The following is a 21,345-nucleotide window of genomic DNA, read 5'->3' on the forward strand; positions in this document are numbered from 1 at the left end:
CCCGTGACCATGATCAGTTCCGCCGAGATGGCCGACTCCGTCACCCAGCTGCGGGCCGCCCGCCGGCTCGTCGCCGAACGTTCGACCGCGGACCAGCCGCTCACCCAGGCGGCCCTGCACCTGATCGACTGCGCCGCCGACGTGGTCAGCCGGTTGCCGGCCGGGGACCTGGAGTCGGCCCGCGAGGCACTCGGATCGGCACGGGCGGCCGTGGTCTCCGCCACCTATGCCGTACGGCGCATCCACGACCTGTCCAGGACGGAGGACGCATGAACGAGCACATCCTGATCATCCACCGCTGGCGCGACCGGCAGGCGCTCTACCAGGACTACATCGACCACGGGACCCACCGGGTCAGCTACGTGACCACGGAGCTGGGGGTGGCCTCCGTGCCGCGCGGCGCGGCCGCGGTCCAGGTCGTCCCGGCCACCGACCGCGTCCCCGACGTGCTGGGCGCGGTCGGCGAACTGACCGCCCTGTACGGCCCGCCGAACCGGATCGTCGCCCTCAACGAGGGCGATCTGGACATCGCGGCACTGCTCAGGGAACGGCTCGGGTGCGGCGGGCAGGACACCCGGCGGCTGGCCCGCTTCCGCGACAAACTGGTGATGGCCGACGTGATCGCCGCAGCCGGCGTCCCGGCGCCCGCGTACGCCGACGCGCCCGACGAGGCCGCCGTCCTGGCCTTCGCCGGGGAACACGGCTGGCCGCTGATCGTCAAGCCGAGGAAGGGGACGGCCAGCAGGGACGTCGTCCGGCTCGGCTCGGCGGCCGACCTGCCAGCGCTGCGGCGCCTGCCCGCCGAACCCCGGCTGGTCCAGGAGTTCTGCGACGACGCCGTCTACCACGTCGACGGGCTGTGGACCGGCGACCGGCTGGGGCCCTGGCGGGCCTCCCGTTACGTCAACACCTGTGTCGGCTTCACCAAGGGCGACGCGCTGGGTTCCGTCGAGGTCGACGACGCCGGCCTCCTGCCGGCGCTGGGCGAGTTCACCGCCGCCGTGGCGGGCGCGCTCAGCGACGAGCCCTGGGTCTTCCACCACGAGGTGTTCGTCGGCACCGCCCCCGGCGGCGGTCCCCGGCTGACCTTCCTGGAGTCCGGCTACCGGGTCGGCGGCGCGGAGATCCCGTTCCTGTGGCGCGAGGTCCACGGCATCGACCTGATGCGCGCCGCCGTGGACATCCAGCTCGGACGGCGGCCCGACCTGCCGGTGCCCGCCGAGTGGCGGACCGGCGGATGGCTGCTGGTGCCGACGCCGGTGCCCGCTCCGTGCCGGGTCCTCGACTGGCATCTGCCCGAACCGCCCACGCCGGGCGAGGGACCGTACGCGCAGGTGATCGCGCCGGTGGGCGACGTGATTCCGCAGGTCGGCGGCTACGAGCACGTCGGGGCCCGTTTCCGGTTCCGGGGCGACTCCAGCGGCGACGTCGAGCGGGCCGTGGTCCGGACGGCCGAACGGTTCCGCCTGGAGTGCGCGCCGCTGACCACGGCCGCCGTCCGCTACCAGGCGTGTGTACGGTGAAGGCGGCCGTGCTCGTGCTGGAGGACGGCCGCGTGTTCCGGGGCCGCGCCTTCGGAGCCGTGGGGGAGACCTTCGGCGAGGCGGTGTTCTCGACGGGCATGACCGGATACCAGGAGGTCCTGACCGACCCCTCCTACCATCGCCAGGTCGTGGTGATGACGGCGCCGCACGTCGGCAACACCGGGATGAACGACGAGGACGCCGAGTCGGGCCGGATCTGGGTCGCCGGGTACGTCGTGCGCGACCCGGCCCGCGTCCCGTCCAACTGGCGTTCCCGGCGGAGCCTGGAGGACGACCTGACGGCCCAGGGCGTCGTGGGCATCAGCGGCGTCGACACCCGGGCGCTCACCCGGCACCTCCGCGAGCGCGGCGCGATGCGGGCAGGCGTCTTCTCCGGCACGGCGATCGCCGATGACACGGCGATGCTCGGCCGGGTCCGCGCCACCCCGGAGATGCTCGGCGCCGACCTGGCGAGGGAGGTCTCGACCGCCGGACCGTATGTGGTCCCGGCGCTGGGCACCACGCGGTTCCGGGTGGCCGCCGTCGACCTGGGCGTCAAGTCGATGACCCCCCACCGGCTCGCCCAGCGCGGCGTCGAGGTGCACGTGCTGCCGTCGGCCGCGACGGTCGAGGACGTCTACGCGTTGGAACCGGACGGCGTCTTCCTGTCCAACGGTCCCGGGGACCCCGACACCGCCGACCTGGGCGTGGTCCACGCGGCGCTGCGGCGGGGCACGCCCCTGTTCGGCATCTGCTTCGGTCACGAACTGCTCGGCCGCGCGCTCGGCTTCGCCACCTACAAGCTCAAATATGGCCATCGCGGAATCAACCAGCCCGTCCAGGACCGGATCACCCGCAAAGTCGAGATCACCGCGCACAACCACGGCTTCGCCGTGGACGCGCCGCTCGACGGCGCGACGACCACGCCGTACGGGCGGGTCGAGGTCTCCCACGTCTGCCTCAACGACGGCGTCGTGGAGGGACTCGTGCTGCTCGACCGGCCGGCCCTGAGCGTCCAGTACCACCCCGAGGCGGCGGCGGGCCCGCACGACGCGGGTCACCTGTTCGACCACTTCGTCGCGATGATGGGGAGACACCGTGCCGAGGCGCACTGACATCCGGTCGGTCCTGGTCGTCGGCTCGGGGCCGATCGTCATCGGGCAGGCCGCGGAGTTCGACTACTCGGGCACCCAGGCGTGCCGGGTCCTCAAGGCCGAGGGGCTGAGGGTGATCCTGGTCAACTCCAACCCGGCCACGATCATGACCGATCCCGAGATGGCCGACGCCACCTACGTCGAGCCGGTGACCCCCGAGTTCGTCGAGAAGATCATCGCGAGGGAGCGTCCGGACGCGCTGCTCCCCACCATGGGCGGCCAGACCGGGCTGAACACGGCCATCACCCTGCACGAGAGGGGAGTGCTGGAGAAGTACGGCGTCGAGCTGATCGGCGCCGACGCCGACGCCATCCGCAAGGGCGAGAACCGGGAGCAGTTCAAGGCGGTCGTCGAGGCCGTCCGCGCGAAGATCGGCCACGGTGAGTCCGCCCGCTCGGTGATCTGCCGCTCCATGGGGGAGGTGACGGCGGGCGCGGCCCGGCTGGGCGGCTACCCGGTCGTGGTCCGTCCGTCGTTCACCATGGGCGGGGCCGGCTCCGGCATCGCCTACGACGAGGCGGAACTGCGGCGCATCGCCGACGTCGCGCTGTCGCTGTCTCCCACCACCGAGGTGCTGCTGGAGGAGTCGGTCCTCGGCTGGAAGGAGTACGAGCTGGAGCTGATGCGCGACCGGAACGACAACGTGGTCGTCGTCTGCTCGATCGAGAACCTCGACCCGATGGGCGTGCACACCGGCGACTCCATCACCGTGGCGCCGGCGATGACGCTGACCGACCGCGAATACCAGCTCCTGCGCGACATCGGGATCGCCGTCATCCGCGAGGTCGGGGTGGACACCGGCGGCTGCAACATCCAGTTCGCGGTCGACCCGGCGACCGGCCGGATCATCGTCATCGAGATGAACCCGCGCGTCTCCCGGTCGAGCGCGCTGGCCTCCAAGGCCACCGGCTTCCCGATCGCCAAGATCGCGGCCCGGCTCGCGATCGGCTACACCCTCGACGAGATTCCCAACGACATCACCGGGCAGACCCCCGCGTCGTTCGAGCCGGCCCTCGACTACGTGGTGGTGAAGGTGCCCCGGTTCGCCTTCGAGAAGTTCCCGCAGGCCGACCCGGTCCTCACCACCACGATGAAGTCGGTCGGGGAGGTCATGGCGATCGGGCGCAACTTCCCGGAGGCGCTGCAGAAGGCGCTGCGGTCGCTGGAGAAGAAGGGCAGCCAGTTCACCTTCGCCGACGAGACCGACAACGGACTTCTCGACACCGTGCGGCGGCCCACCGAGGCCCGGCTCACCACCGTCATGCGGGCCATCCGCGCGGGCGCGGACCGGGAGGAGATCGCCGGGGCGACCCGGATCGACCCCTGGTTCGTCGACCAGCTGTTCCTGATCAACGAGATCGCCGACGACCTGGCGGCCGCGCCCGGCCTCGATCCCGGACTGCTCCGCCACGCCAAACGGCACGGGTTCTCCGACGCCCAGATCGCCGCCGTCCGGGGGCTGGGCGAGCACGACGTGCGGCGGATCCGCCACGACCTCGGCGTCCGTCCCGTCTACAAGACCGTCGACACCTGCGCGGCCGAGTTCGCGGCCAGGACGCCGTACTTCTACTCCTCCTACGACGAGGAGAGCGAGGTCGTGCCGCGCGACCGGCCCGCGGTGATCATCCTCGGCTCGGGTCCCAACCGCATCGGCCAGGGCGTCGAGTTCGACTACTCCTGCGTGCACGCCTCCTTCGCGCTGCACGACGCCGGCTACGACACCGTGATGATCAACTGCAATCCGGAGACGGTGTCCACGGACTACGACACCTCCGACCGGCTCTACTTCGAGCCGCTCACGCTGGAGGACGTGCTCGAAGTCGTCCACGCGGAGGAGCGGGCCGGGCCGATCGCGGGCGTCCTGGTGCAGCTGGGCGGGCAGACCCCGCTGGGCCTCGCGCAGGCGCTGAAGGACAACGGCGTCCCGGTGGCCGGCACCCCGCCGGAGGCGATCCATCTCGCCGAGGACCGCGGCGCGTTCGGCCGGGTCCTGGCCCGCGCCGGGCTGCCCGGCACCGAGCACGGCACCGCCACCTCCTTCCCGGAGGCCAAGGCGATCGCCGACGAGGTCGGCTACCCGATCCTGGTCCGCCCGTCCTACGTCCTCGGCGGGCGCGGCATGGAGATCGTGTACGACGAGGTCAGGCTCGCCGCCTACATCGCCGAGTCCACCGAGATCGGCCCGGACCGCCCGGTGCTGCTCGACCGTTTCCTGGACGACGCGATCGAGGTCGACGTGGACGCCCTGTACGACGGCGCGGAACTCTACCTCGGTGGCGTCATGGAACACATCGAGGAGGCCGGGATCCACTCCGGCGACTCGGCCTGCGTCCTGCCGCCGATGACCATCGGCGGCGAGGTCGAGCGGCTCCGGGCGTCGACGGAGGCCATCGCCCGCGAGATCGGCGTCCGCGGACTGATCAACATCCAGTTCGCCCTGGCCGGTTCCGTCCTGTACGTCCTGGAGGCCAACCCCCGCGCCTCGCGCACGGTGCCGTTCGTCTCCAAGGCGACCGCCGTGCCCCTGGCCAAGGCCGCCGCCCGTATCTCGCTCGGCGCGACCATCGCCGAACTGCGCGAGGAGGGTCTGCTGCGCCCCCGGGGCGACGGCGGCACCCTGCCGTCGGACGCGCCGATCTCGGTCAAGGAGGCCGTGCTGCCCTGGACCCGGTTCCGCGACACCTCGGGACGGGGAACCGACACGGCGCTCGGCCCCGAGATGCGCTCCACCGGCGAGGTCATGGGCATCGACTCGATCTTCGGCATCGCCTACGCCAAATCGCAGAACGCCGCCTACGGCGCGCTGCCCACCAAGGGAAGCGTCTTCATCTCGGTCGCCGACCGCTACAAGCGGGCCATGGTCTTCCTGGCCGGGGCGCTCGCCGACCACGGCTTCACGCTGCTCGCCACCGAGGGCACGGCCGGGGTGCTGCGCGCCAACGGCGTCGAGGCGACCGTCGTGCGCAAGCACCGCGACGGCGCCGGTCCGCACGGCGAGCCGACGATCGTGCAGCTGATCCATGAGGGCGAGGTCGACCTGGTGGTGAACACCCCGTACGGCGCGGGGGGCCGCATGGACGGCTACGAGATCCGCACCGCCGCCGTCACCAGGGGCGTGCCCTGCCTGACCACCGTCCAGGCCCTGGCGGCGGCCATTCAGGGAATCGACGCGCTGACCTGCGGAGAGGTGGGGGTGCGCTCGTTGCAGGAGCACGCCCGCCTGCTCACGTCGCTCGGCTCACTCGGCGAGGAGATCCTCGGGCGAGGAGAGGGCGAGCCCGGCGAGGGTGGTCAGGGCGCGCTCCAGGGTTTCGGCCGGGGGTGAGGCGAGGCCGAGGCGGACGGCGTTGGGGGCCTTGTAGGTGCCGACGGCGAAGGCCGCCGCCGGGGTGACGGCGATGCCGTAGCGCGCGGCGGCGGCCACGAATGTGTCGGCCCGCCAGGGGGGCGGGAGTTCCCACCAGCAGTAATACGACCGAGGGTCGCTGTGGAGGGTGAACCCGCCCAGACAGCGGGTGACGATCTCCTGCCTGGCCACGGCCTCCCGCTGCTTGGCACGGGTCACCGACCGCACGACGCCGTCGGTCATCCACTTGGTCGCCGCCTCCAGCGCGAACCGCATCGGTGTCCAGCCGCCGGAGTGCAGCGCGGCGGTCACGCCGGCGACGGCGGCCTCGGGGACGACGGCGAAGCCGACGGTCAGGCCGGGAGCGAGCCGCTTGGAGAGACTGTCGATGACGATCACGTGGTCGGGCGCCAGCGCGGCCAGCGGCGGCAGGTCGTCGTTGAGGAAGGCCCAGATGGTGTCCTCGATCGCGCGGACACCCAGCCGCACGAGCAGTTCCGCGAGCTCGGCCCGGCGCTCGGCGGGCATGCTGACCGACAGCGGGTTGTGCAGCGTCGGCTGGAGATAGATCGCCTTCAGCGGGGCCTTGCGGGCGGCGGCCGCCACGGCGCCGGGGACCAGTCCGTCGCGGTCGACGGCCAGCGGGACGAGGGTGACCCCGAGCCGGGCGGCGATCGTCTTGACGACGGGATAGGTGAGCTCCTCGACCCCCAGCCGCCCGCCCGGCGGCACCAGCGCGGCGATGGCGGCCGCGACCGCCTGCCTGCCGTTGCCGGCGAAGAGCACGCGCGCCGGATCGGGACGCCAGTCCTGGTGGGCCAGCAACTCCGCGACGGCGTCCCGGGCCTGCGGCGTCCCGGCCGCGCCCACCGGCCGCATGGACGAGAGCAGGACGTCCGGGCGCAGCAGCGACCTGATGCCGTCGGCGAGCAGGCGGGACTGCTCGGGGACGACGGGATAGTTGAGTTCGAGGTCGACCCTGGAGTCGCCGGGCTCGGTGAAGGCGGGCCCGGAATGCCGGACGGAGGCCCGGACGAAGGTGCCCCGGCCGACCTCGCCGACCGTCAGGCCCCGGCGGTTCAGTTCCGAGTAGACGCGGGCGACGGTGGAGTTGGCGATGCCGCGCTGCCGGGCGAAGTCGCGCTGCGGAGGCAGCCGGTCTCCCGGCCGCAGCCGCCCGGCGGCGATCTCCGCGGTCACCTCGTCGGCCACTCTCCGGTAGCTCTCCATCCTTCTCCTCTCAGAGCCTCCCGTGGACCGTGCGCGGCAGGACAACCCGCGACTTAATACAAGCACAACATTGCACCGAGTGCAATCTTGAATATTGCACTCGAACAGATCTCATGGTTACGCTGAGAAAGCCCAGGTGAGATCTCGGGTCTCCTCAGGAAAGAAGGCGGCGTCGTGGTCGAACAGAGTGCGGTGCTGGGCGTCGTCTCCATCGCCCTCGGCATGGTGCTGTCTCCCGGGCCGAACATGATGTACCTGGTGTCGCGGAGCATCAGCCAGGGCCGCCGGGCCGGAATCATCTCGCTGTGCGGAGTGGTGGCCGGATTCCTCGTCTACCTGGTCGGCACCAACCTCGGCCTGGCCGTGCTCTTCGCCGCGGTTCCCGAGATCCTCACCGCGATCCGCCTGGCCGGGGCCGCCTACCTGCTCTGGCTGGCCTGGAAGACCATCAAGCCCGGCGGCGTGTCGGTGTTCACCGTGCAGGAGATACCGGACGACCCGCCGCGGCGGCTCTTCGCGATGGGCCTGATGACCAACCTGCTCAACCCGAAGATCGCCATCCTCTACATCTCCGTCATCCCGCAGTTCATCGACCTGGAGAAGGGCAATGTCCTCCTCCAGGGTCTCGTCCTCGGAGCATTCCAGATCGGGGTGGCGACCTCCGTGAACCTGTCGATCGTCCTGGTCGCCGGCGGCGTCGCGGGCTTCCTCGCCCGCCGGCCCTTCTGGCTGCAGGCCCAGCGGGTCGTCATGGGCGGCATGCTCGGCGTCCTGGCCGTCATGCTCGCCTTCGACCACAGCGCCGGCACGTCACGCATCGCCGGCTGCGCGGAGAAGCCCTGCCGGACCTGGTCGGTCCCGGTCTGACCCCCGACGGGCGCTAGCGGAGCCGTCCGTCCACCTCGGCCATGGTCGCCGCCCAGATCTCCGACGCCGGGTCGATCACCGCGAAGTGGTCGCCCGGCCGTTCGACATACGTGACGTCGTCGCCCGTCGCGTGGGCTCTGGCGGCGTAGCGGCGGTTGAAGTCGATCAGGTCGAGGTCGTCGTCCTCGCCCATGACGAGGAGTTGCGGCACACCCAGCGGCAGGCGGCTCATCGGGTCGGCGGCGGCGTACACCGCGGGGATCTCGGCGGAGGGACCGCCCAGGGCGTGCGGGACCGCGCCCGTTCCGACGCGGCGGCGCTCGCCCTCGGCGAGGTCGACGACGCCGGCCAGGGAGACGGCCAGGGCGATCCGGTTGTCGTCGGCGGCGGCGCGCAGGGCCAGCTGGCCGCCCGCCGAGTGGCCGAGGACCGCGACGCGATCGAGGTCCAGGGAGCCGATGCCGGCCAGGCGGTCGAGGCCCGCCGCGATGTCGGCGACGGTGGCCTGCCAGCCGTGCCGGTCGGGGCGGCGATATTCGAGGTTCCAGGCGGCGTAGCCGCGTTCGGCCAGGTCGATGGCCAGGGCGTCCATGAGGTCGGCCGCCCAGATCGAGCGCCAGTAGCCGCCGTGGATGAGCACCGCGACCGGCAAGGGGGTTCCGTCGTGGTGCGGCGGCAGGCGCAGGTCGCCCCACTGCTCGTCGCCGGGGCCGTAGGCGATGCGCTCGGCGGGGTGCCGCAGCCGGTGCACGGCGTGGCGGATCGCCCAGGCCAGGCCCCACAGGCCACGGCCGTACAGGTGGACGGAGCCGGGGGAGACCTCGACCGGGCCGGTGTCTGCGGGGTCGTACCAGACGATGGGGGCGGGGTGCGGCACCGGTTCTCCCAGCGCGACCACCGCCTCTCCTGTTTCGTCGAGGCCGGTCACCACACGGCCGTCGACTCCCAGGCGCCGGAACTCCGTCTCGGCGATGTGCCGGACCAGATCAGGGTCGGCGGTCAGGCCGGGGGTGAGTGCCACCAGGATCATCATGTTCTCCCGAGGAAGCGCAGGGCGTTGCCGGACAGCAGCTTGTCCCGCTGCTCCGTGCTCAGGAACCCGGCGTCGCGCACGACCTTGCCGACGGGGCGCTCGCCCAGCGGGTAGGGGTAGTCGCTGCCGACCATCACCCGGTCGTCGCCCATCGTGTCCACCAGCAGCCGCAGCGCCGCCGGTTCGAACACCACGCTGTCGACGGAGAACCGGTCGACGTAGTGGCTCGGCGGGTGGGCCGACCGGCCGCGCACCACGTCACCGCGGCGGTGCCAGGCGTTGTCGGCGCGGCCGAGCCAGAACGGGAAGCTGCCGCCGCCGTGGGCGAAGCACAGGCGCAGCGTCGGCGGCACCTCGTCGAAGACGCCGCCGAGGATGAGCGCCAGCACCGACAGATGCGTCTCGGCCGGCATGCCGGTCAGCCAGCGCGCCATCCAGCGGTCGAGCCTCGGGCCGCCGGGCATGTCCCACGGGTGGACGAAGACCGGCGCGCCGACCTCCGCGCAGTGCTTCAGGAACATCACGATGCCCGGATCGTCGAGGTCGCGGTCGCCGACGTGGTTGCCGATCTCGACGCCGACGTGGCCGTTGGCCAGGCAGCGGTCGAGTTCCTCGCACGCCGCCTCCGGATCCTGGAGCGGCACCTGGCAGAACGGAACGAACCGGTCGCTTTTCCCGGTCAGCTCCAGCGTGAGGTCGTTGAAGATGCGCGCCACCTTGACGGCCTGGCCGGCCGGGCGCTCGTAGGAGAAGAAGACCGGCGTGGGGGAGACGACCTGCACGTCGACGCCGTCGGCGTCCATGTCGGCCAGGCGGGTGCCGGCGTCCCAGGCCTGGGCGCCGATCGGGCGGAACTCGGTCTCGCCCACCATGATCATGGCGGCGCGTTCGGAGTCGACGCGGAGCCAGGGCCAGTCCGTGCCGCCGCACCGCGCGGCCAGGTCGGGCCACCCCTTCGGCACCAGGTGGGTGTGGGCGTCGACGACGGGCCCGGCCATCAGCCCTTGCCCGGGTGCAGCGCGCCGCAGTTTTCGCAGGTGCGGGCGGCCTCGTCGGCGTAGAACGCCTGGAAGACCGGCGGCAGGTCCTGGACGATGTCGCGGACCTGGAGTTCGACCTCGTGCAGCAGGGTCCCGCAGTCGAGGCAGTACCACTGGAACCTCTCCAGCGTGCCCTCCTCGCGCACCCGCTCGACCACCATGCCGATCGACCCGGCCTCCGGCCGCTGCGGCGAGTGGGGCACGTTCCCCGGCAGCATCCACATCTCGCCCTCGCGGATGTGCACGGTCCGCGGCCCGTCGGGCGTCATGAGGTTGACGTGCATGGTGCCCTTGACCTGGTAGAAGAACTCCTCGTACGGGTCGACGTGGAAGTCGGTGCGCTGGTTGGGCCCGCCCACGACCTGCACGATGAAGTCCGACCCGCCCGGGAACATCTCCTTGTTGCCGACCGGCGGCTTGAGCAGGTGCTTGTTGCCCTCGATCCAGCCGGGGAAGTTCACCGGCTCCGTGATGTCGGTCATTCGTCGACTCCTTCCGGCAGCAGCGCCATGGCCTGTATCTCGATCAGCAGATGGGGATGGGGAAGCTGGTGCACCGCCACGGTGGTGCGGGCGGGCCCGGTCTCGTCGAAGTACTCGGCGTAGACCTCGTTGTAGCCGCCGAAGTCGTTCATGTTCACCAGGTACGTGGTCACCTGCACCAGGTCCGACAGGCCCGCCCCGGCGGAGGCGAGGATGTCCCCGATGTTCTCGATCACCGCCCGGGTCTGCACCCGGATGTCCAGCGACGTGGTGCCCATCGCGTCGGCCTCGGCCCCGGCGATGGTGTTGTCGGGACGGCGGCTGGAGGTGCCCGAGACGAAGGCGAACCCTCCGGCGATCTTCAGATGAGGGAAGCGCCCACGAGGAGTGGCCTTCCCCGGCACGATCATGACGACGCCTTGAACGACGCCGTGCCGAGCTTCTCGACCACCGCGCGCACATGGTCGCCGGGGTTCAACGGAACCGCCGCCGTGGCCGCGCCCGCCAGGACGATCCATCCGTCACGCAACTCCACGCCACTGCCACCGGCCAGGCGGACCGCCGCGTCGAAGGCGCGACGGGGGTCGCCGAGGATGGCGGCCGTCGAGCCGGTCTGGACGACCCGGCCGTTCACCTCCAGCAGCACGCCGAGATTGTCCAGCCCTTCGGGCACCGGCCGCCACGGGCCGACGACGAAACCGGCCGCCGAGGTGTTGTCGGCGATCACGTCGGGGAGCGAGAAGTCGAAGCCCTCGAACCGCGAGTCGATCACCTCCAGCGCCGGGGCGACCGCCCGGACGACCGGTTCGGGGTCGTGGGAGAGCAGGAAGGCGACCTCGGGCTCGGCCCGCGCGTGGATCAACCGCGTCAGGTCGAGCACGCCGCCGTCGTCGATCCGCATGCCGTCGGTGAGGTGGCCCCAGATGACCTCGTCCACGCCGACCTGGGCCATCTTGGCGCGGCTGGTCAGGCCCATCTTCACGCCCGCCATCCGTTCGCCCCGGGCCAGCCGCCGTTCGACGAGGGCGCGCTGCACGTCGTAGGCCCCGGCAGGGTCGAGTCCGGCCGCCGCCGCGAGGCGTGGAATGGCCGTTGCCGACAGCGCGGCCCGGTCGAGGCGGTCTGCGAGCTCACTGATCATCGGGTTCCTCCGAGGTCGAGCGCCACGTCGACGATCATGTCCTCCTGGCCGCCGACCATGCGACGGCGGCCCAGTTCGACCAGGATGGCGCGGACATCCACGCCGTAGCGGTCGGCGGCGCGTTCGGCGTGCCGCAGGAAGCTGGAGTAGACCCCGGCGTAGCCGAGCGAGAGCGTCTCCCTGTCGACCCGCACGGGCCGGTCCTGGAGCGGCCGGACGAGGTCGTCGGCGGCGTCCATCAGCGCGAACACGTCGCAGCCGTGCGGCCATCCGTGGAGTTCGGCGACGGCGGCGAAGACCTCCAGCGGGGCGTTGCCCGCTCCCGCGCCCATCCCGGCCAGCGACGCGTCGACCCGGGTGGTGCCGTGCTCGACGGCGACGACGCTGTTGGCGACGCCGAGCGACAGGTTGTGGTGGGCGTGGATGCCGATCTCGGTGCCCTCGTCGAGCAGTTGCCGGTAGGCGTCGACCCGTTCGGCGACGTCGCGCATGAGCAACCGGCCGCCCGAGTCGGTGACGTAGACGCAGTGCGCGCCGTACGACTCCATGAGCTTGGCCTGCCCGGCGAGCGTCGCCGGGTCGGCCATGTGGGACATCATCAGGAAACCGGCCACGTCCATGCCGTTGTCCCTGGCCCAGGCGATGTGCTGGGCGGCGATGTCGGCCTCGGTGCAGTGGGTGGCGATGCGCACGCTGGTGACGCCGAGGTCGCGGGCGGCCTTCAGGTCGGCGATGGTGCCGATGCCCGGCAGGAGCAGCGTGGTGAGCCGGGCCTTCGTCATCACCTCCGCCGCAGCGGTGATCCATTCGGCGTCCCCGGCCGCGCCGTGGCCGTAGTTGACGCTGGAGCCCGCCAGGCCGTCGCCGTGGGCGACCTCGATGGCGTCGACCCCGGCCGTGTCGAGCGCGGCGGCGATCCGGGCGACCTGGGCCGGGGTGTAACGGTGGGCGATGGCGTGCATGCCGTCGCGCAGGGTCACGTCCTGGATGTAGAGGCGGTTCACCGGGCCACCATCCGTTCGGCCGTGCGCAGCGCCGCCGAGGTCATGATGTCGAGGTTCCCGGCGTATTCGGGCAGGTAGTGCCCGGCGCCGGAGACCTCCAGGAACACCGACACCTGGAGGCCGGTGAACCTGCGGCCCAGTGCCGGGACGTAGGCGTCCACGGGATCGAACTGCACCTCCTGCTTGAGGCGGTAGCCGGGCACGTACTCCCGCACCGAGGCCACCATCTCGGTCACCGAGCGTGCGATCGCGTCGTGATCGGCGTCGAGGCACAGGCAGTAGACGGTGTCGCGCATGAGCAGCGGGGGCTCGGCCGGATTGAGCACGATGATCGCCTTGCCGCGCTCGGCCCCGCCGACCACCTCGATCGCCCGGGACGTCGTCTCGGTGAACTCGTCGATGTTGGCCCGGGTGCCCGGCCCGGCCGACCGTGAGGCGATGGAGGCGACGATCTCCCCGTACACGATCGGAGTGACCCTGCCGACGGCGGCCACGATCGGCACGGTGGCCTGGCCGCCGCAGGTGACCATGTTGACGTTGCGCTCGCCGAGGTGCTCGTCGAGATTGACCGGCGGCACGACGTAGGGGCCGACGGCGGCCGGGGTGAGGTCGACGACGACCTTGCCGTGGGCGCGCAGCACCTCGTCGTTGTGCCTGTGGGCTCCGGCGGAGGTGGCGTCGAAGACCACCTCGACGTCGGCGAACTCCGGCATCGCGACCAGGCCCTCGACGCCCTTGTCCGTGGTGGCCACGCCCAGGCGCCGGGCCCGCGCGAGGCCGTCGGAGGCGGGGTCGATCCCGGCCATGGCCACCATGCGCAGCGTCGTCGACACGCGCAGCACCTTGATCATCAGATCGGTGCCGATGTTGCCGGAACCGATCACCGCCACTCCGGTGTTCACGCGGCCTCCTTGCCGAAACAGATCCTGACCGAGCCGAGGCCCGAGATGCGCGCCTCGTAGGCCGCGCCCGGCGTCACCGGGACCATCGGCCCGAGCGCGCCGGAGAGCACCACGTCACCGGCCCGCAGCGGGCGGCCGGCGCGGGCGAGCGTCCCGGCCAGCCACGCAACGGCGTGCGCCGGGTTGCCCAGGCAGGCCGCGCCCGCGCCGACGGAGACGGGCTCGCCGTCGTGTTCGAGCACCGCCCCGCAGAGCCGGAGGTCCACGTCGGCGACGCGGCGGGGGCTGGTGCCGAGCACGAACAGGCCGCTGGAGGCGTTGTCGGCGACGGTGTCCACGATGGAGATGTCCCAGTTCGCCACCCGCGACCCGACGATCTCGATGGCCGGCAGCAGGTGGTCGGTCGCGCGGATCACGTCCACCACCGTCACCTGCTCGTGCGGCAGGTCGGCGCCGAGCACGAACGCGATCTCCGCCTCCACCCGGGGCTGGAGCACCCGGCCGGGGGCGACTTCAGCGCCGTCGGGCACCGCCATGTCGGCGAACAGCACGCCGAAGTCCGGCTGGTAGACGCCCAGGGCCTTCTGCACGACGGGGTTGGTCAGCCCGATCTTCGCGCCGACCGGCCGCCGCCCTTCGGCGGTCCACCGCTCCACCTGCGCCTGCTGGACGGCGTACGCCGTGGCCACGTCCCCCTCGGGCAGCAGGTCGCCGCGCAGGGGAGGGCACGGCGTGCCGGTGTCGTAGGCGTCGCGCAGGATCGTTGCGGCGCGCTGGATGTCGGTCATGAGAGGTCCACGCAGACGTTGGTGAGCTCCGAATAGAAGGCGAGCGAGTGCACGCCGCCCTCGCGGCCGACACCCGAGGCCTTGACCCCGCCGAACGGGGTGCGCAGGTCGCGCAGGAACCAGGTGTTGACCCAGACGATCCCGGCGTCGAGGCGGGCGCCCGCCCGGTGGGCCCGGCCGACGTCGCGGGTCCAGACGGTCGCGGCCAGGCCGTAGACGCTGTCGTTGGCCAGCGCGAACGCCTCCTCCTCATCGTCGAAGGGGGCGACGTGGCAGACCGGGCCGAAGATCTCCTCCCGGTTGGTCCTGGCGTCCTGCCCCAGACCGGTGAGCACGGTCGGCCGCACGTACGCGCCGCCGTCCCTGGCGTCGCCGAAGACCGGCACGTCACCTCCGGCGAGCACGGTCGCGCCCTCGGCGCGGGCCAGGTCGTAGTAGCCGAGCACCTTGTCGCGGTGGCCCCGGGAGATCAGCGGCATCGTGCCGGTCGCCGGGTCGGACGGCCAGCCGAAGCCCTGCGCGGCGGCCCGCCGGGCCAGCCGTTCGGTGAACTCCTCGAAGACCGGCCGCTGCACGTAGAGGCGTTCGGTGCACAGGCACACCTGGCCGCCGTTGGTGAAGCTGGAGCGCACCGAGCCCTCCACGGCGGCGTCCAGATCGGCGTCGGCGAAGATCAGCCCGGCGTTCTTGCCGCCGAGCTCGAACGAGACCGCCTTCACCCCGTCGGACGCCGCCCGCATGATCGCGCTGCCGGTGGCCGACTCACCGGTGAAGGTGATCGCGTCGACCCCCGGGTGCGTGGTGAGGAACTCGCCCGCCGAACCGGGGCCGAAGCCGTGCACCAGGTTGAACACCCCGTCGGGCACGCCGACCGCCGCCATCACCTCGGCCAGCAGGGTGGCGGAGGCGGGCGTCTCCTCCGACGGCTTGACGATCACCGCGTTCCCGCACGCCAGCGCGGGGGCGACCTTCCAGGTCAGCAGTAGCAACGGCAGGTTCCACGGCACGATGACCGCGACCACGCCGACCGGCTTGCGCACCGCGTAGTTGAGCGCCCGCCCGCCGGTGACGAACGACTCCGTGGGGGTCGTGACGGCGATCTCGGCGAAGGCCCGGAAGTTGGCCGCGCCGCGCGGGATGTCCAGGGTTCTGGCCTGCGAGATCGGTTTGCCGGTGTCGGCGACCTCGGCGGTGACCAGGTCGTCGAACCGCCGGTCCAGCTCATCGGCGATGGCGTTCAGGATCGCCGCGCGCTGGCGCTCGTCCATCCGGCCCCACGGCCCGCGCATCGCCCGGCGGGCCGCCTCGACCGCCGCGTCGACGGTGCCGGCGTCGGCCTCCGCGACCTCGAACACCGTCTCGCCGGTGACCGGGCTGACCTTGGCGAACCGCTTCCCCTCCGCGACGAACCGGCCGTCGACGAAGTTGCGCAGCAGGCCCGGCTCGCCGACCGGCCGTCCGGCCATCAGGTCGGGCTTCCACAGTGTCATGGGCTCTGTCATGCGCTCCGCCTTCCTCTCAGGATCGCGCCGCCGATGAGCAGCGCCCCCGCGCCGACGGCCGCGCCGAGCACCCGGTGCTGGCGGCGCACCCGCCGCCGCACCTGCGCGTAGGGCACGGTCGAGAAGGAGACCAGCTCGTAGCGGGACACGTAGCGGCCGGGCAGGGCCCGCTCCAGCGCGTGTTCCACCTTCTTCTGGAGCTGGAAGACGGGGGAGGCCACCTTGTCGCGCATCTCGACGAAGTTGGCCAGGGCCATCCGGGCGATGGCCTCGGTGTTGTCCCTGCGCCGCTCCTCGTAGAGGGGCAGCGCGCGGGTCCAGTCGCCGGCGGTCTCGTCGAGGCAGCGGTCGAGTTCGACGACGTCCTCGAAGGCGCAGTTGGCGCCCTGTCCGTAGAAGGGCACGATCGCGTGGGCGGCGTCGCCGATCAGCGCGGCCTTCCCACCGACGTGCCAGGGGGTGCAGCGCACGGTGCCGAGCAGGCCGACGGGGTTGTGCCGGTAGTCCTCGACGAGGGTGGGGGCGAGCTCGATCAGGTCGGGGTAGTGCTCGGCGAAGTGGCGTTCGACGGCGGCGGGGCTGCCGATCGAGGCGAAGCTGCTGGTGCCGCTGTTGGGCCAGAACAGGGTGCAGGTGAACGAGCGGTCGGGGTTGGGCAGCGCGATCATCATGGAGGTGCCGCGCGGCCAGATGTGCAGCGCGTCCGGGGAGAGGGCGAACTCGCCGTCGCGCGGCGGGATGCGCAGCTCCTTGTAGCCGTAGTCGAGGAAGTCGAGGCTCTCCGTCAGCCCGGCGTGCGCCAGCAGCTGGGCCCGCACCGCCGAACCCGCGCCGTCGGCGCCGAGCACCACGGCCGCTCTGGCTTTCACGACGCCGTCCGGGGTCTCGTACGTCATCTCGCCCGTCCGCGGGTCGAGATCGGTCAGCCGGTGGTCGAAGACGATGCGCACGCCGGGCTGTTCGGCCGCCGCGGTGAGCAGGGCGTTGTTGAGGGTCGAGCGGCTGATCGAGTTGATCGCCCGCTGCCCGTCGTGGCTGTAGGGCTGGAAGTCCAGTTCACCTTTCACCGGGTGGATGACACGCCCGCGCATCGGCAGCGCGTCGGCCATGACCTGCTTGTCGAGGCCGATGCGGCGCAGCGCGTCGAGGCCGCGCTCCGAGAGGGCGAGGTTGATCGAGCGGCCCCGCTCGACGGTGCCGGTCCTGGGGTCGGGGCGGCGTTCGTACAGGGCGACGGGCAGGCCGCGCCTGGCCAGGAAACAGGCGAGCAGGCAACCGGCCAGGCCGGCGCCGACCACCGCTATCTCGTCGCTCATCGGACCTCCTCGATGACGTGGGCGAGGGCGTCGGCCAGCCGCCAGCAGTCGTGGTAGGTGCAGTACAGGGGCACCGGCGCGGCCCGGACGATGTCCGGCTCCCGGGCGTCGGTGATCACGCCGAACTCGAAACGCAGCCGTTTGGCCAGCTCGTGGGCGCTGCCGGTGCCGATGCGCAGCGAGAGCTGGCTGCCCCTCCGGTCGGGATCGCGCGGGGTCACCAGGGTGAGCGGGAGCTCGTCGAGCAGCGATTCCAGGTAGCCGGTGAGGCGCTCACTGCGGGCCCGGAGGTCGGTCATGCCGTACCGGTCGAAGATCTCCAGGGAGGTGCGGACCGGACCCATCGCGTAGATCGGCGGGTTGGAGATCTGCCAGGCGTCGGCCGTCGCCGGAGGCCGGGAGACCGGCGTCATCTCGAAGCGGGTGGCCGGTTCGGTGCTCCACCAGCCCTCGAACCGCTGGACCGCCGGGTCGCCGAGGTGCCGTTCGTGGACGAACACGCCGCCGAGCGCCCCAGGCCCCGCGTTCAGGTACTTGTAGGAGCACCAGGCCGCGAAGTCGGGGCCCCAGGCGTGCAGCTCCAGCGGGACGTTCCCGGCGGCGTGCGCCAGGTCCCAGCCGACCAGCGCACCGGCCTCGTGCCCCGCGCGGGTGATCGCGGGGATGTCCATCAGTTCGCCGGTGAGGTAGTTGACCCCGCCGAGCAGCACCAGCGCGACCTCGTGGCCCTCCCGGGCCAGGTAGCCGAGCACGTCGGCGGGGTCGAGCCGGACCACCGTCTCGTCGGGGTCGAGGCCGTGGAAACGGGCCTGGCTGCGCACCGCGTAGCTGTCGGAGGGGAAGGCGGTGTCCTCGATGACGATCTTCGTCCGGGTGCCGGCGGGCCGGTAGAAGGACACCATCAGCAGGTGCAGGTTGACCGTCAGTGAGTTCATCACCACGGTCTCCTCCGGCAGCGCGCCGACCAGCCGGGCTGCGGTGTCGGTCAGGAACCCGTGGTAGGGCAACCACGGGCGGGCCGCGTCGAGATGGCCCTCGACGCCGAGTCGCGCCCAGGAGTCCAGGTCGTCGAGCAGGTCGCCCCTGGTGGCCTTGGGCTGCAGCCCCAGCGAGTTCCCGGCCAGGTAGGCGGCTTCGGCGTAACGGCCGCCGTCCGCCGGGGGGACGTGGAAGAGATCGCGGTGGCCGGGGTCGGCCGTGTCGCGTTCGAGGGCGTCGGCCTCGGTGAACATCGTCGTCGCGCTCCGCTCAGACCAGGGTCCTGGCGGACCAGATTTCGGGGAAGACCACTCGGGCCAGGCTGCGGCGCAGCCAGTTGGCCCCGGCGGAGCCGCCGCTGCCGGACTTCTCGCCCATGGTGCGCTGCACCGCCTTGAGGTGCTGCCAGCGCCAGTCGCCGAAGCCGTCGGCGAGTTCGGTGAGCGCCTCGCCGAGCGACCAGAGGTGGTTGCCGGGGGTGTTCTCCCGGTAGATCTCGACCCAGGCGGCCTCGACGGCGGGGTGGCCCTCGTGCTCGATGGTCACGTCGCGTTCCAGCAGGTCGCGGGGAATGGCGAAGCCCTGGCGGGCGAGCGTGGCGATCACGTCGTCCCACAGGCTGGGCGCGCGCAGGGTGTCCTGGAGCGAGGCGTACACCTCGGGCTGGCGCTGGAAGGGCCGCAGCAGCGTCGCGCTGCGCAGGCCCAGCAGGAATTCCAGGTGCCGGTACATGGCGGACTGGAAGCCCGAGGCCTCACCCAGCAGGTCGCGGAAGCGGTTGAAATCGGCCGGTGTCATCCAGTCGAGCCCGCGCCAGGCGGCGTTGAGGCCCTCGATGTCCAGGGCGGCGCGCTTCAGCGGGGCGAGCGCGCCCCAGACGTCGTCGTCGCGCAAGAACCGCTGGGCCTCGCGCAGTTCGAAGCAGGTCAGGCCGAAATACAACTCCATGATCTGGCTGACCATGAGGAAGGACATCTCACCGGGGTCCTTGCTGATGGTCTGCTGCAGCGAGTGCAGGGTCTCGGCGTGCACGTAGACGTCGTACGGCAGGCCGTCGGCGAACTCCAAAGTGGGGTTCCCGCCGTTGGCGGCGGCCTTGGCCGCGCGCGTGCTGTTCGTGCTCTCCACAAACCTCATGCTCCTCCAAACGGTCATATGTTTAGAAGGAGCACTTAACGGTACGATGCGCGCTTGGCCTGTGGTTTCATGGCCAAACCGCTCAATCGCTTAACGAACCGAAGGTCGCCATGGACGATATGGATTGGGCGCTGCTGCGCGAGTTGCAGGTCGACGCGCGGCTGTCCTTCAGCGAACTGTCCCGCCGGGTGCACCTGTCGCCGCCCGCCGTGGCCGAGCGGGTGCGGCGGCTGGAGGAGACCGGCGTCATCTCCGGCTACCACGCCCGGGTCGACCTGACCCGGACCGGCTGGCCGGTGATGGCGATCATCCGGATGTCCTGTTACGGCCCCCGCTGCATGTTGCGCGACCCGTCGGTGGCGAAGTGGCCGGAGGTGCTGGAGATCCACCGCATCACCGGCGACGCCTGCTGCATCCTCAAGGTGGCCGCCGAGACCATGGACGCCTTCGAGCACGTCATCGACCGGCTCGCGCCCTACGGCCAGCCGTCGAGCACGATGGTGCTGTCGACCCCGCTCCCGTGGCAATCGGTCACCCCGCCCCGTACCTCACCGGCTTAGGGCCGCCGCAGCGACGGAAGCACCGCCGACCCCAGGAGTTCCACGCCGCGCCGGTCGCTCAGCCCGTGGGGGGTGCCGAACTCGACCCGGCGCACCCCCGCGTCGATGAGCGCCTGCGCCTGCGCCGCGACGTGGTCGGGGGTGCCCGCGAAGGCGAACAGGTCGAGCAGGTCACCGGGGATGAGCCGGCCCGCCTCCTCGTGCCGCCCCGCGTCGACCAGCTCCTTCACCCGGGCCACCAGGTCGGCCGGGATCTCCAGGGTCGGGTCGAGCTCGGCCACGACCGCGAGGTACATGGCCACCTCCGCCCGCGCCCGCGCCCGCGCCGCCGCGCCGTCGGTGTCGACGACGGTGACCGCGCCGAGCACGATCCCGACGTCGTCGGCGTCGCGCCCGGCGGCCTCCGCGCCCGGCCGCAGCCGCTCGCGGATCACCTTCACCATCGCCGGGTTGGCGCTGCCGCCCACCTTGATCTCGTCGGCGATGCGCCCGGCGAGCGCCGCCCCCTTGGCGCCCCACGCGCCGAGCAGCAGCGGCGGATCGGGGCGGTGCACCGGGTAACGCAGCGTGGTGCCCGGGGCCAGCCGGAACACCCTGCCCTCGTAGCCGTCGGCGTCGCCGCGCAGCAGCCGGTAGACGACCTGCGCCGACTCCTCCAGGGTGGTCAGCGGGCGCTGCTGGTCGATGCCGACCGCGCCCAGCCAGGTTCCCCGCGCCAGGCCCAGGTAGGCCCGGCCGCGCGAGGCCAGGTCGAGCGCGGCGATCTGGCCCGCGATCTCGTAGGGAGCCAGGGAGTAGGGGTTGAGGCAGGCCACGCCCAGGCGTACGCGTTCGGTGGCGGCGGCCATCTCCAGCAGGGGGAAGATCGGCGGCTGGTACATGAGGTCGCCGAAGACGGTCAGCACGTCGAAGCCGTGCTCCTCGGCGCTGCGGGCCAGCCGGGCGTAGTCGCCCGCGCCCTTGTCGCTCTGGAGGCCCAAGCCGATCTCTACGTGGGTCACGTCAGATCCGCCGAGTTCATCCGCCGCCGGCAGGTGCGGGAGACCTGCATGATCAGGCGCTCCTCCGGGTCGGGGCAGGCGAACAGGGTGTCCTGGGCCAGCCAGTCGCCGGAGGCCAGGTCGCGCTGCTTGGCGGCCAGGAACGGGAGCACGGAGGCCAGCGCGTACACGCAGAAGTGCTGCCCGTCGGGCAGCTTCAGGTGGGCGCTGTTCGTCAGGTCGAAGTGGTCGCCGACGCTCATGCCGCAGACCGACCGGCCCTCGATGCGCTCGACGGTGACCCGGAGGTCGTAGATGTCCATGTCGCCGGACGTGTCGCCGGAGGTGTCGTCCACCCTGTG

At 71.9% G+C, this 21,345-nt stretch carries 21 protein-coding genes; 6 read left to right on the forward strand and 15 right to left on the reverse strand.

Translation table 11 applies throughout. The annotated features are described in order from the left end of the window. Positions 1 to 3: 3 nt before the first annotated feature. Genes AW272_RS20065 through carB form a run of 4 tightly spaced genes read left to right on the forward strand, consistent with a single transcriptional unit; the run spans position 4 to position 6,002 of the window. Positions 4 to 273 (forward strand): hypothetical protein, encoded by a 270-nt coding sequence (locus AW272_RS20065; RefSeq protein WP_218010966.1) that lies wholly within the window; start codon positions 4 to 6, stop codon positions 271 to 273. Beyond that, on the forward strand, positions 270 to 1,523 hold the full coding sequence (locus AW272_RS45115) for an ATP-grasp domain-containing protein (protein ID WP_066367347.1): 1,254 nt from the start codon (positions 270 to 272) through the stop codon (positions 1,521 to 1,523). Before AW272_RS20065 ends, AW272_RS45115 begins: the two co-directional genes overlap by 4 nt. Continuing rightward, complete coding sequence (gene carA, locus AW272_RS20075; protein WP_066367882.1) at positions 1,511 to 2,638, forward strand: glutamine-hydrolyzing carbamoyl-phosphate synthase small subunit; 1,128 nt, start codon at positions 1,511 to 1,513, stop codon at positions 2,636 to 2,638. The genes AW272_RS45115 and carA overlap by 13 nt, the downstream gene beginning before the upstream one ends. Further along, entirely contained in the window at positions 2,622 to 6,002 is a 3,381-nt protein-coding gene (carB, locus tag AW272_RS20080) for a carbamoyl-phosphate synthase large subunit (RefSeq protein WP_083958488.1), read from the forward strand. The genes carA and carB overlap by 17 nt, the downstream gene beginning before the upstream one ends. Here the strand turns inward: carB and AW272_RS20085 are convergent. Next, positions 5,916 to 7,253, reverse strand: coding sequence for an aminotransferase-like domain-containing protein (locus tag AW272_RS20085; RefSeq protein ID WP_066367348.1), 1,338 nt, complete (start codon positions 7,251 to 7,253; stop codon positions 5,916 to 5,918). The genes carB and AW272_RS20085 overlap by 87 nt on opposite strands. Before the next feature lie 174 nt (positions 7,254 to 7,427). Between AW272_RS20085 and AW272_RS20090 the strand changes: the two genes are divergently transcribed. Beyond that, a complete protein-coding gene (locus AW272_RS20090; protein ID WP_066367349.1) occupies positions 7,428 to 8,120 on the forward strand; it encodes a LysE family translocator in 693 nt (230 codons plus the stop codon). Between the two features lie 13 nt (positions 8,121 to 8,133). Here AW272_RS20090 and AW272_RS20095 read toward each other — a convergent pair whose 3' ends face one another. From AW272_RS20095 to AW272_RS20150, 12 genes are read right to left on the reverse strand one after another with little or no spacing between them, the layout of a single operon-like run. Next, on the reverse strand, positions 8,134 to 9,141 hold the full coding sequence (locus AW272_RS20095; protein WP_218010968.1) for an alpha/beta hydrolase family protein: 1,008 nt from the start codon (positions 9,139 to 9,141) through the stop codon (positions 8,134 to 8,136). An 8-nt stretch (positions 9,142 to 9,149) separates the two neighbouring features. Beyond that, the gene (locus AW272_RS20100; RefSeq protein WP_066367352.1) at positions 9,150 to 10,151 is read right to left on the reverse strand and encodes an amidohydrolase family protein; all 1,002 of its coding nucleotides are present in this window, start codon (positions 10,149 to 10,151) and stop codon (positions 9,150 to 9,152) included. Further along, positions 10,151 to 10,675, reverse strand: a complete 525-nt coding sequence (locus AW272_RS20105) for a 3-hydroxyanthranilate 3,4-dioxygenase (RefSeq protein ID WP_066367355.1) — start codon at positions 10,673 to 10,675, stop codon at positions 10,151 to 10,153. Before AW272_RS20105 ends, AW272_RS20100 begins: the two co-directional genes overlap by 1 nt. Continuing rightward, positions 10,672 to 11,085, reverse strand: coding sequence for a RidA family protein (locus tag AW272_RS20110; RefSeq protein WP_066367358.1), 414 nt, complete (start codon positions 11,083 to 11,085; stop codon positions 10,672 to 10,674). Before AW272_RS20110 ends, AW272_RS20105 begins: the two co-directional genes overlap by 4 nt. Then, complete coding sequence (locus tag AW272_RS20115) at positions 11,082 to 11,816, reverse strand: 2-keto-4-pentenoate hydratase (RefSeq protein ID WP_066367361.1); 735 nt, start codon at positions 11,814 to 11,816, stop codon at positions 11,082 to 11,084. Before AW272_RS20115 ends, AW272_RS20110 begins: the two co-directional genes overlap by 4 nt. Further along, on the reverse strand, positions 11,813 to 12,820 hold the full coding sequence (gene dmpG, locus AW272_RS20120; RefSeq protein ID WP_066367363.1) for a 4-hydroxy-2-oxovalerate aldolase: 1,008 nt from the start codon (positions 12,818 to 12,820) through the stop codon (positions 11,813 to 11,815). The genes AW272_RS20115 and dmpG overlap by 4 nt, the downstream gene beginning before the upstream one ends. Beyond that, positions 12,817 to 13,722, reverse strand: coding sequence for an acetaldehyde dehydrogenase (acetylating) (locus AW272_RS20125; RefSeq protein WP_066367365.1), 906 nt, complete (start codon positions 13,720 to 13,722; stop codon positions 12,817 to 12,819). The genes dmpG and AW272_RS20125 overlap by 4 nt, the downstream gene beginning before the upstream one ends. After that, positions 13,719 to 14,510 carry a 2-keto-4-pentenoate hydratase gene (locus AW272_RS20130; protein ID WP_066367367.1) on the reverse strand — a complete coding sequence of 264 codons (792 nt, stop codon included), beginning with the start codon at positions 14,508 to 14,510 and terminating at the stop codon, positions 13,719 to 13,721. The genes AW272_RS20125 and AW272_RS20130 overlap by 4 nt, the downstream gene beginning before the upstream one ends. Then, positions 14,507 to 16,012 carry a 2-hydroxymuconic semialdehyde dehydrogenase gene (locus AW272_RS20135; RefSeq protein WP_245657637.1) on the reverse strand — a complete coding sequence of 502 codons (1,506 nt, stop codon included), beginning with the start codon at positions 16,010 to 16,012 and terminating at the stop codon, positions 14,507 to 14,509. Before AW272_RS20135 ends, AW272_RS20130 begins: the two co-directional genes overlap by 4 nt. After that, positions 16,009 to 17,328, reverse strand: coding sequence for an FAD-dependent oxidoreductase (locus AW272_RS20140; protein ID WP_066367369.1), 1,320 nt, complete (start codon positions 17,326 to 17,328; stop codon positions 16,009 to 16,011). Before AW272_RS20140 ends, AW272_RS20135 begins: the two co-directional genes overlap by 4 nt. Then, positions 17,325 to 18,560, reverse strand: a complete 1,236-nt coding sequence (kynU, locus tag AW272_RS20145; protein WP_066367371.1) for a kynureninase — start codon at positions 18,558 to 18,560, stop codon at positions 17,325 to 17,327. Before kynU ends, AW272_RS20140 begins: the two co-directional genes overlap by 4 nt. Before the next feature lie 16 nt (positions 18,561 to 18,576). Next, positions 18,577 to 19,443, reverse strand: coding sequence for a tryptophan 2,3-dioxygenase (locus AW272_RS20150; protein ID WP_245657638.1), 867 nt, complete (start codon positions 19,441 to 19,443; stop codon positions 18,577 to 18,579). 110 nt (positions 19,444 to 19,553) lie between these two features. Between AW272_RS20150 and AW272_RS20155 the strand changes: the two genes are divergently transcribed. Further along, positions 19,554 to 20,003, forward strand: coding sequence for an Lrp/AsnC family transcriptional regulator (locus tag AW272_RS20155; protein ID WP_066367377.1), 450 nt, complete (start codon positions 19,554 to 19,556; stop codon positions 20,001 to 20,003). Here AW272_RS20155 and AW272_RS20160 read toward each other — a convergent pair. Both AW272_RS20160 and AW272_RS20165 read right to left on the reverse strand, forming a co-directional pair. After that, a complete protein-coding gene (locus AW272_RS20160) occupies positions 20,000 to 21,004 on the reverse strand; it encodes an LLM class flavin-dependent oxidoreductase (RefSeq protein ID WP_066367380.1) in 1,005 nt (334 codons plus the stop codon). The two genes, AW272_RS20155 and AW272_RS20160, sit on opposite strands and share 4 nt — an antisense overlap. Further along, on the reverse strand, positions 21,001 to 21,339 hold the full coding sequence (locus AW272_RS20165; RefSeq protein WP_218010970.1) for a TIGR04076 family protein: 339 nt from the start codon (positions 21,337 to 21,339) through the stop codon (positions 21,001 to 21,003). Before AW272_RS20165 ends, AW272_RS20160 begins: the two co-directional genes overlap by 4 nt. Positions 21,340 to 21,345: the final 6 nt, after the last annotated feature.

Source organism: Herbidospora mongoliensis, assembly GCF_001570545.1.
GTDB classification, from domain to species: domain Bacteria; phylum Actinomycetota; class Actinomycetes; order Streptosporangiales; family Streptosporangiaceae; genus Herbidospora; species Herbidospora mongoliensis.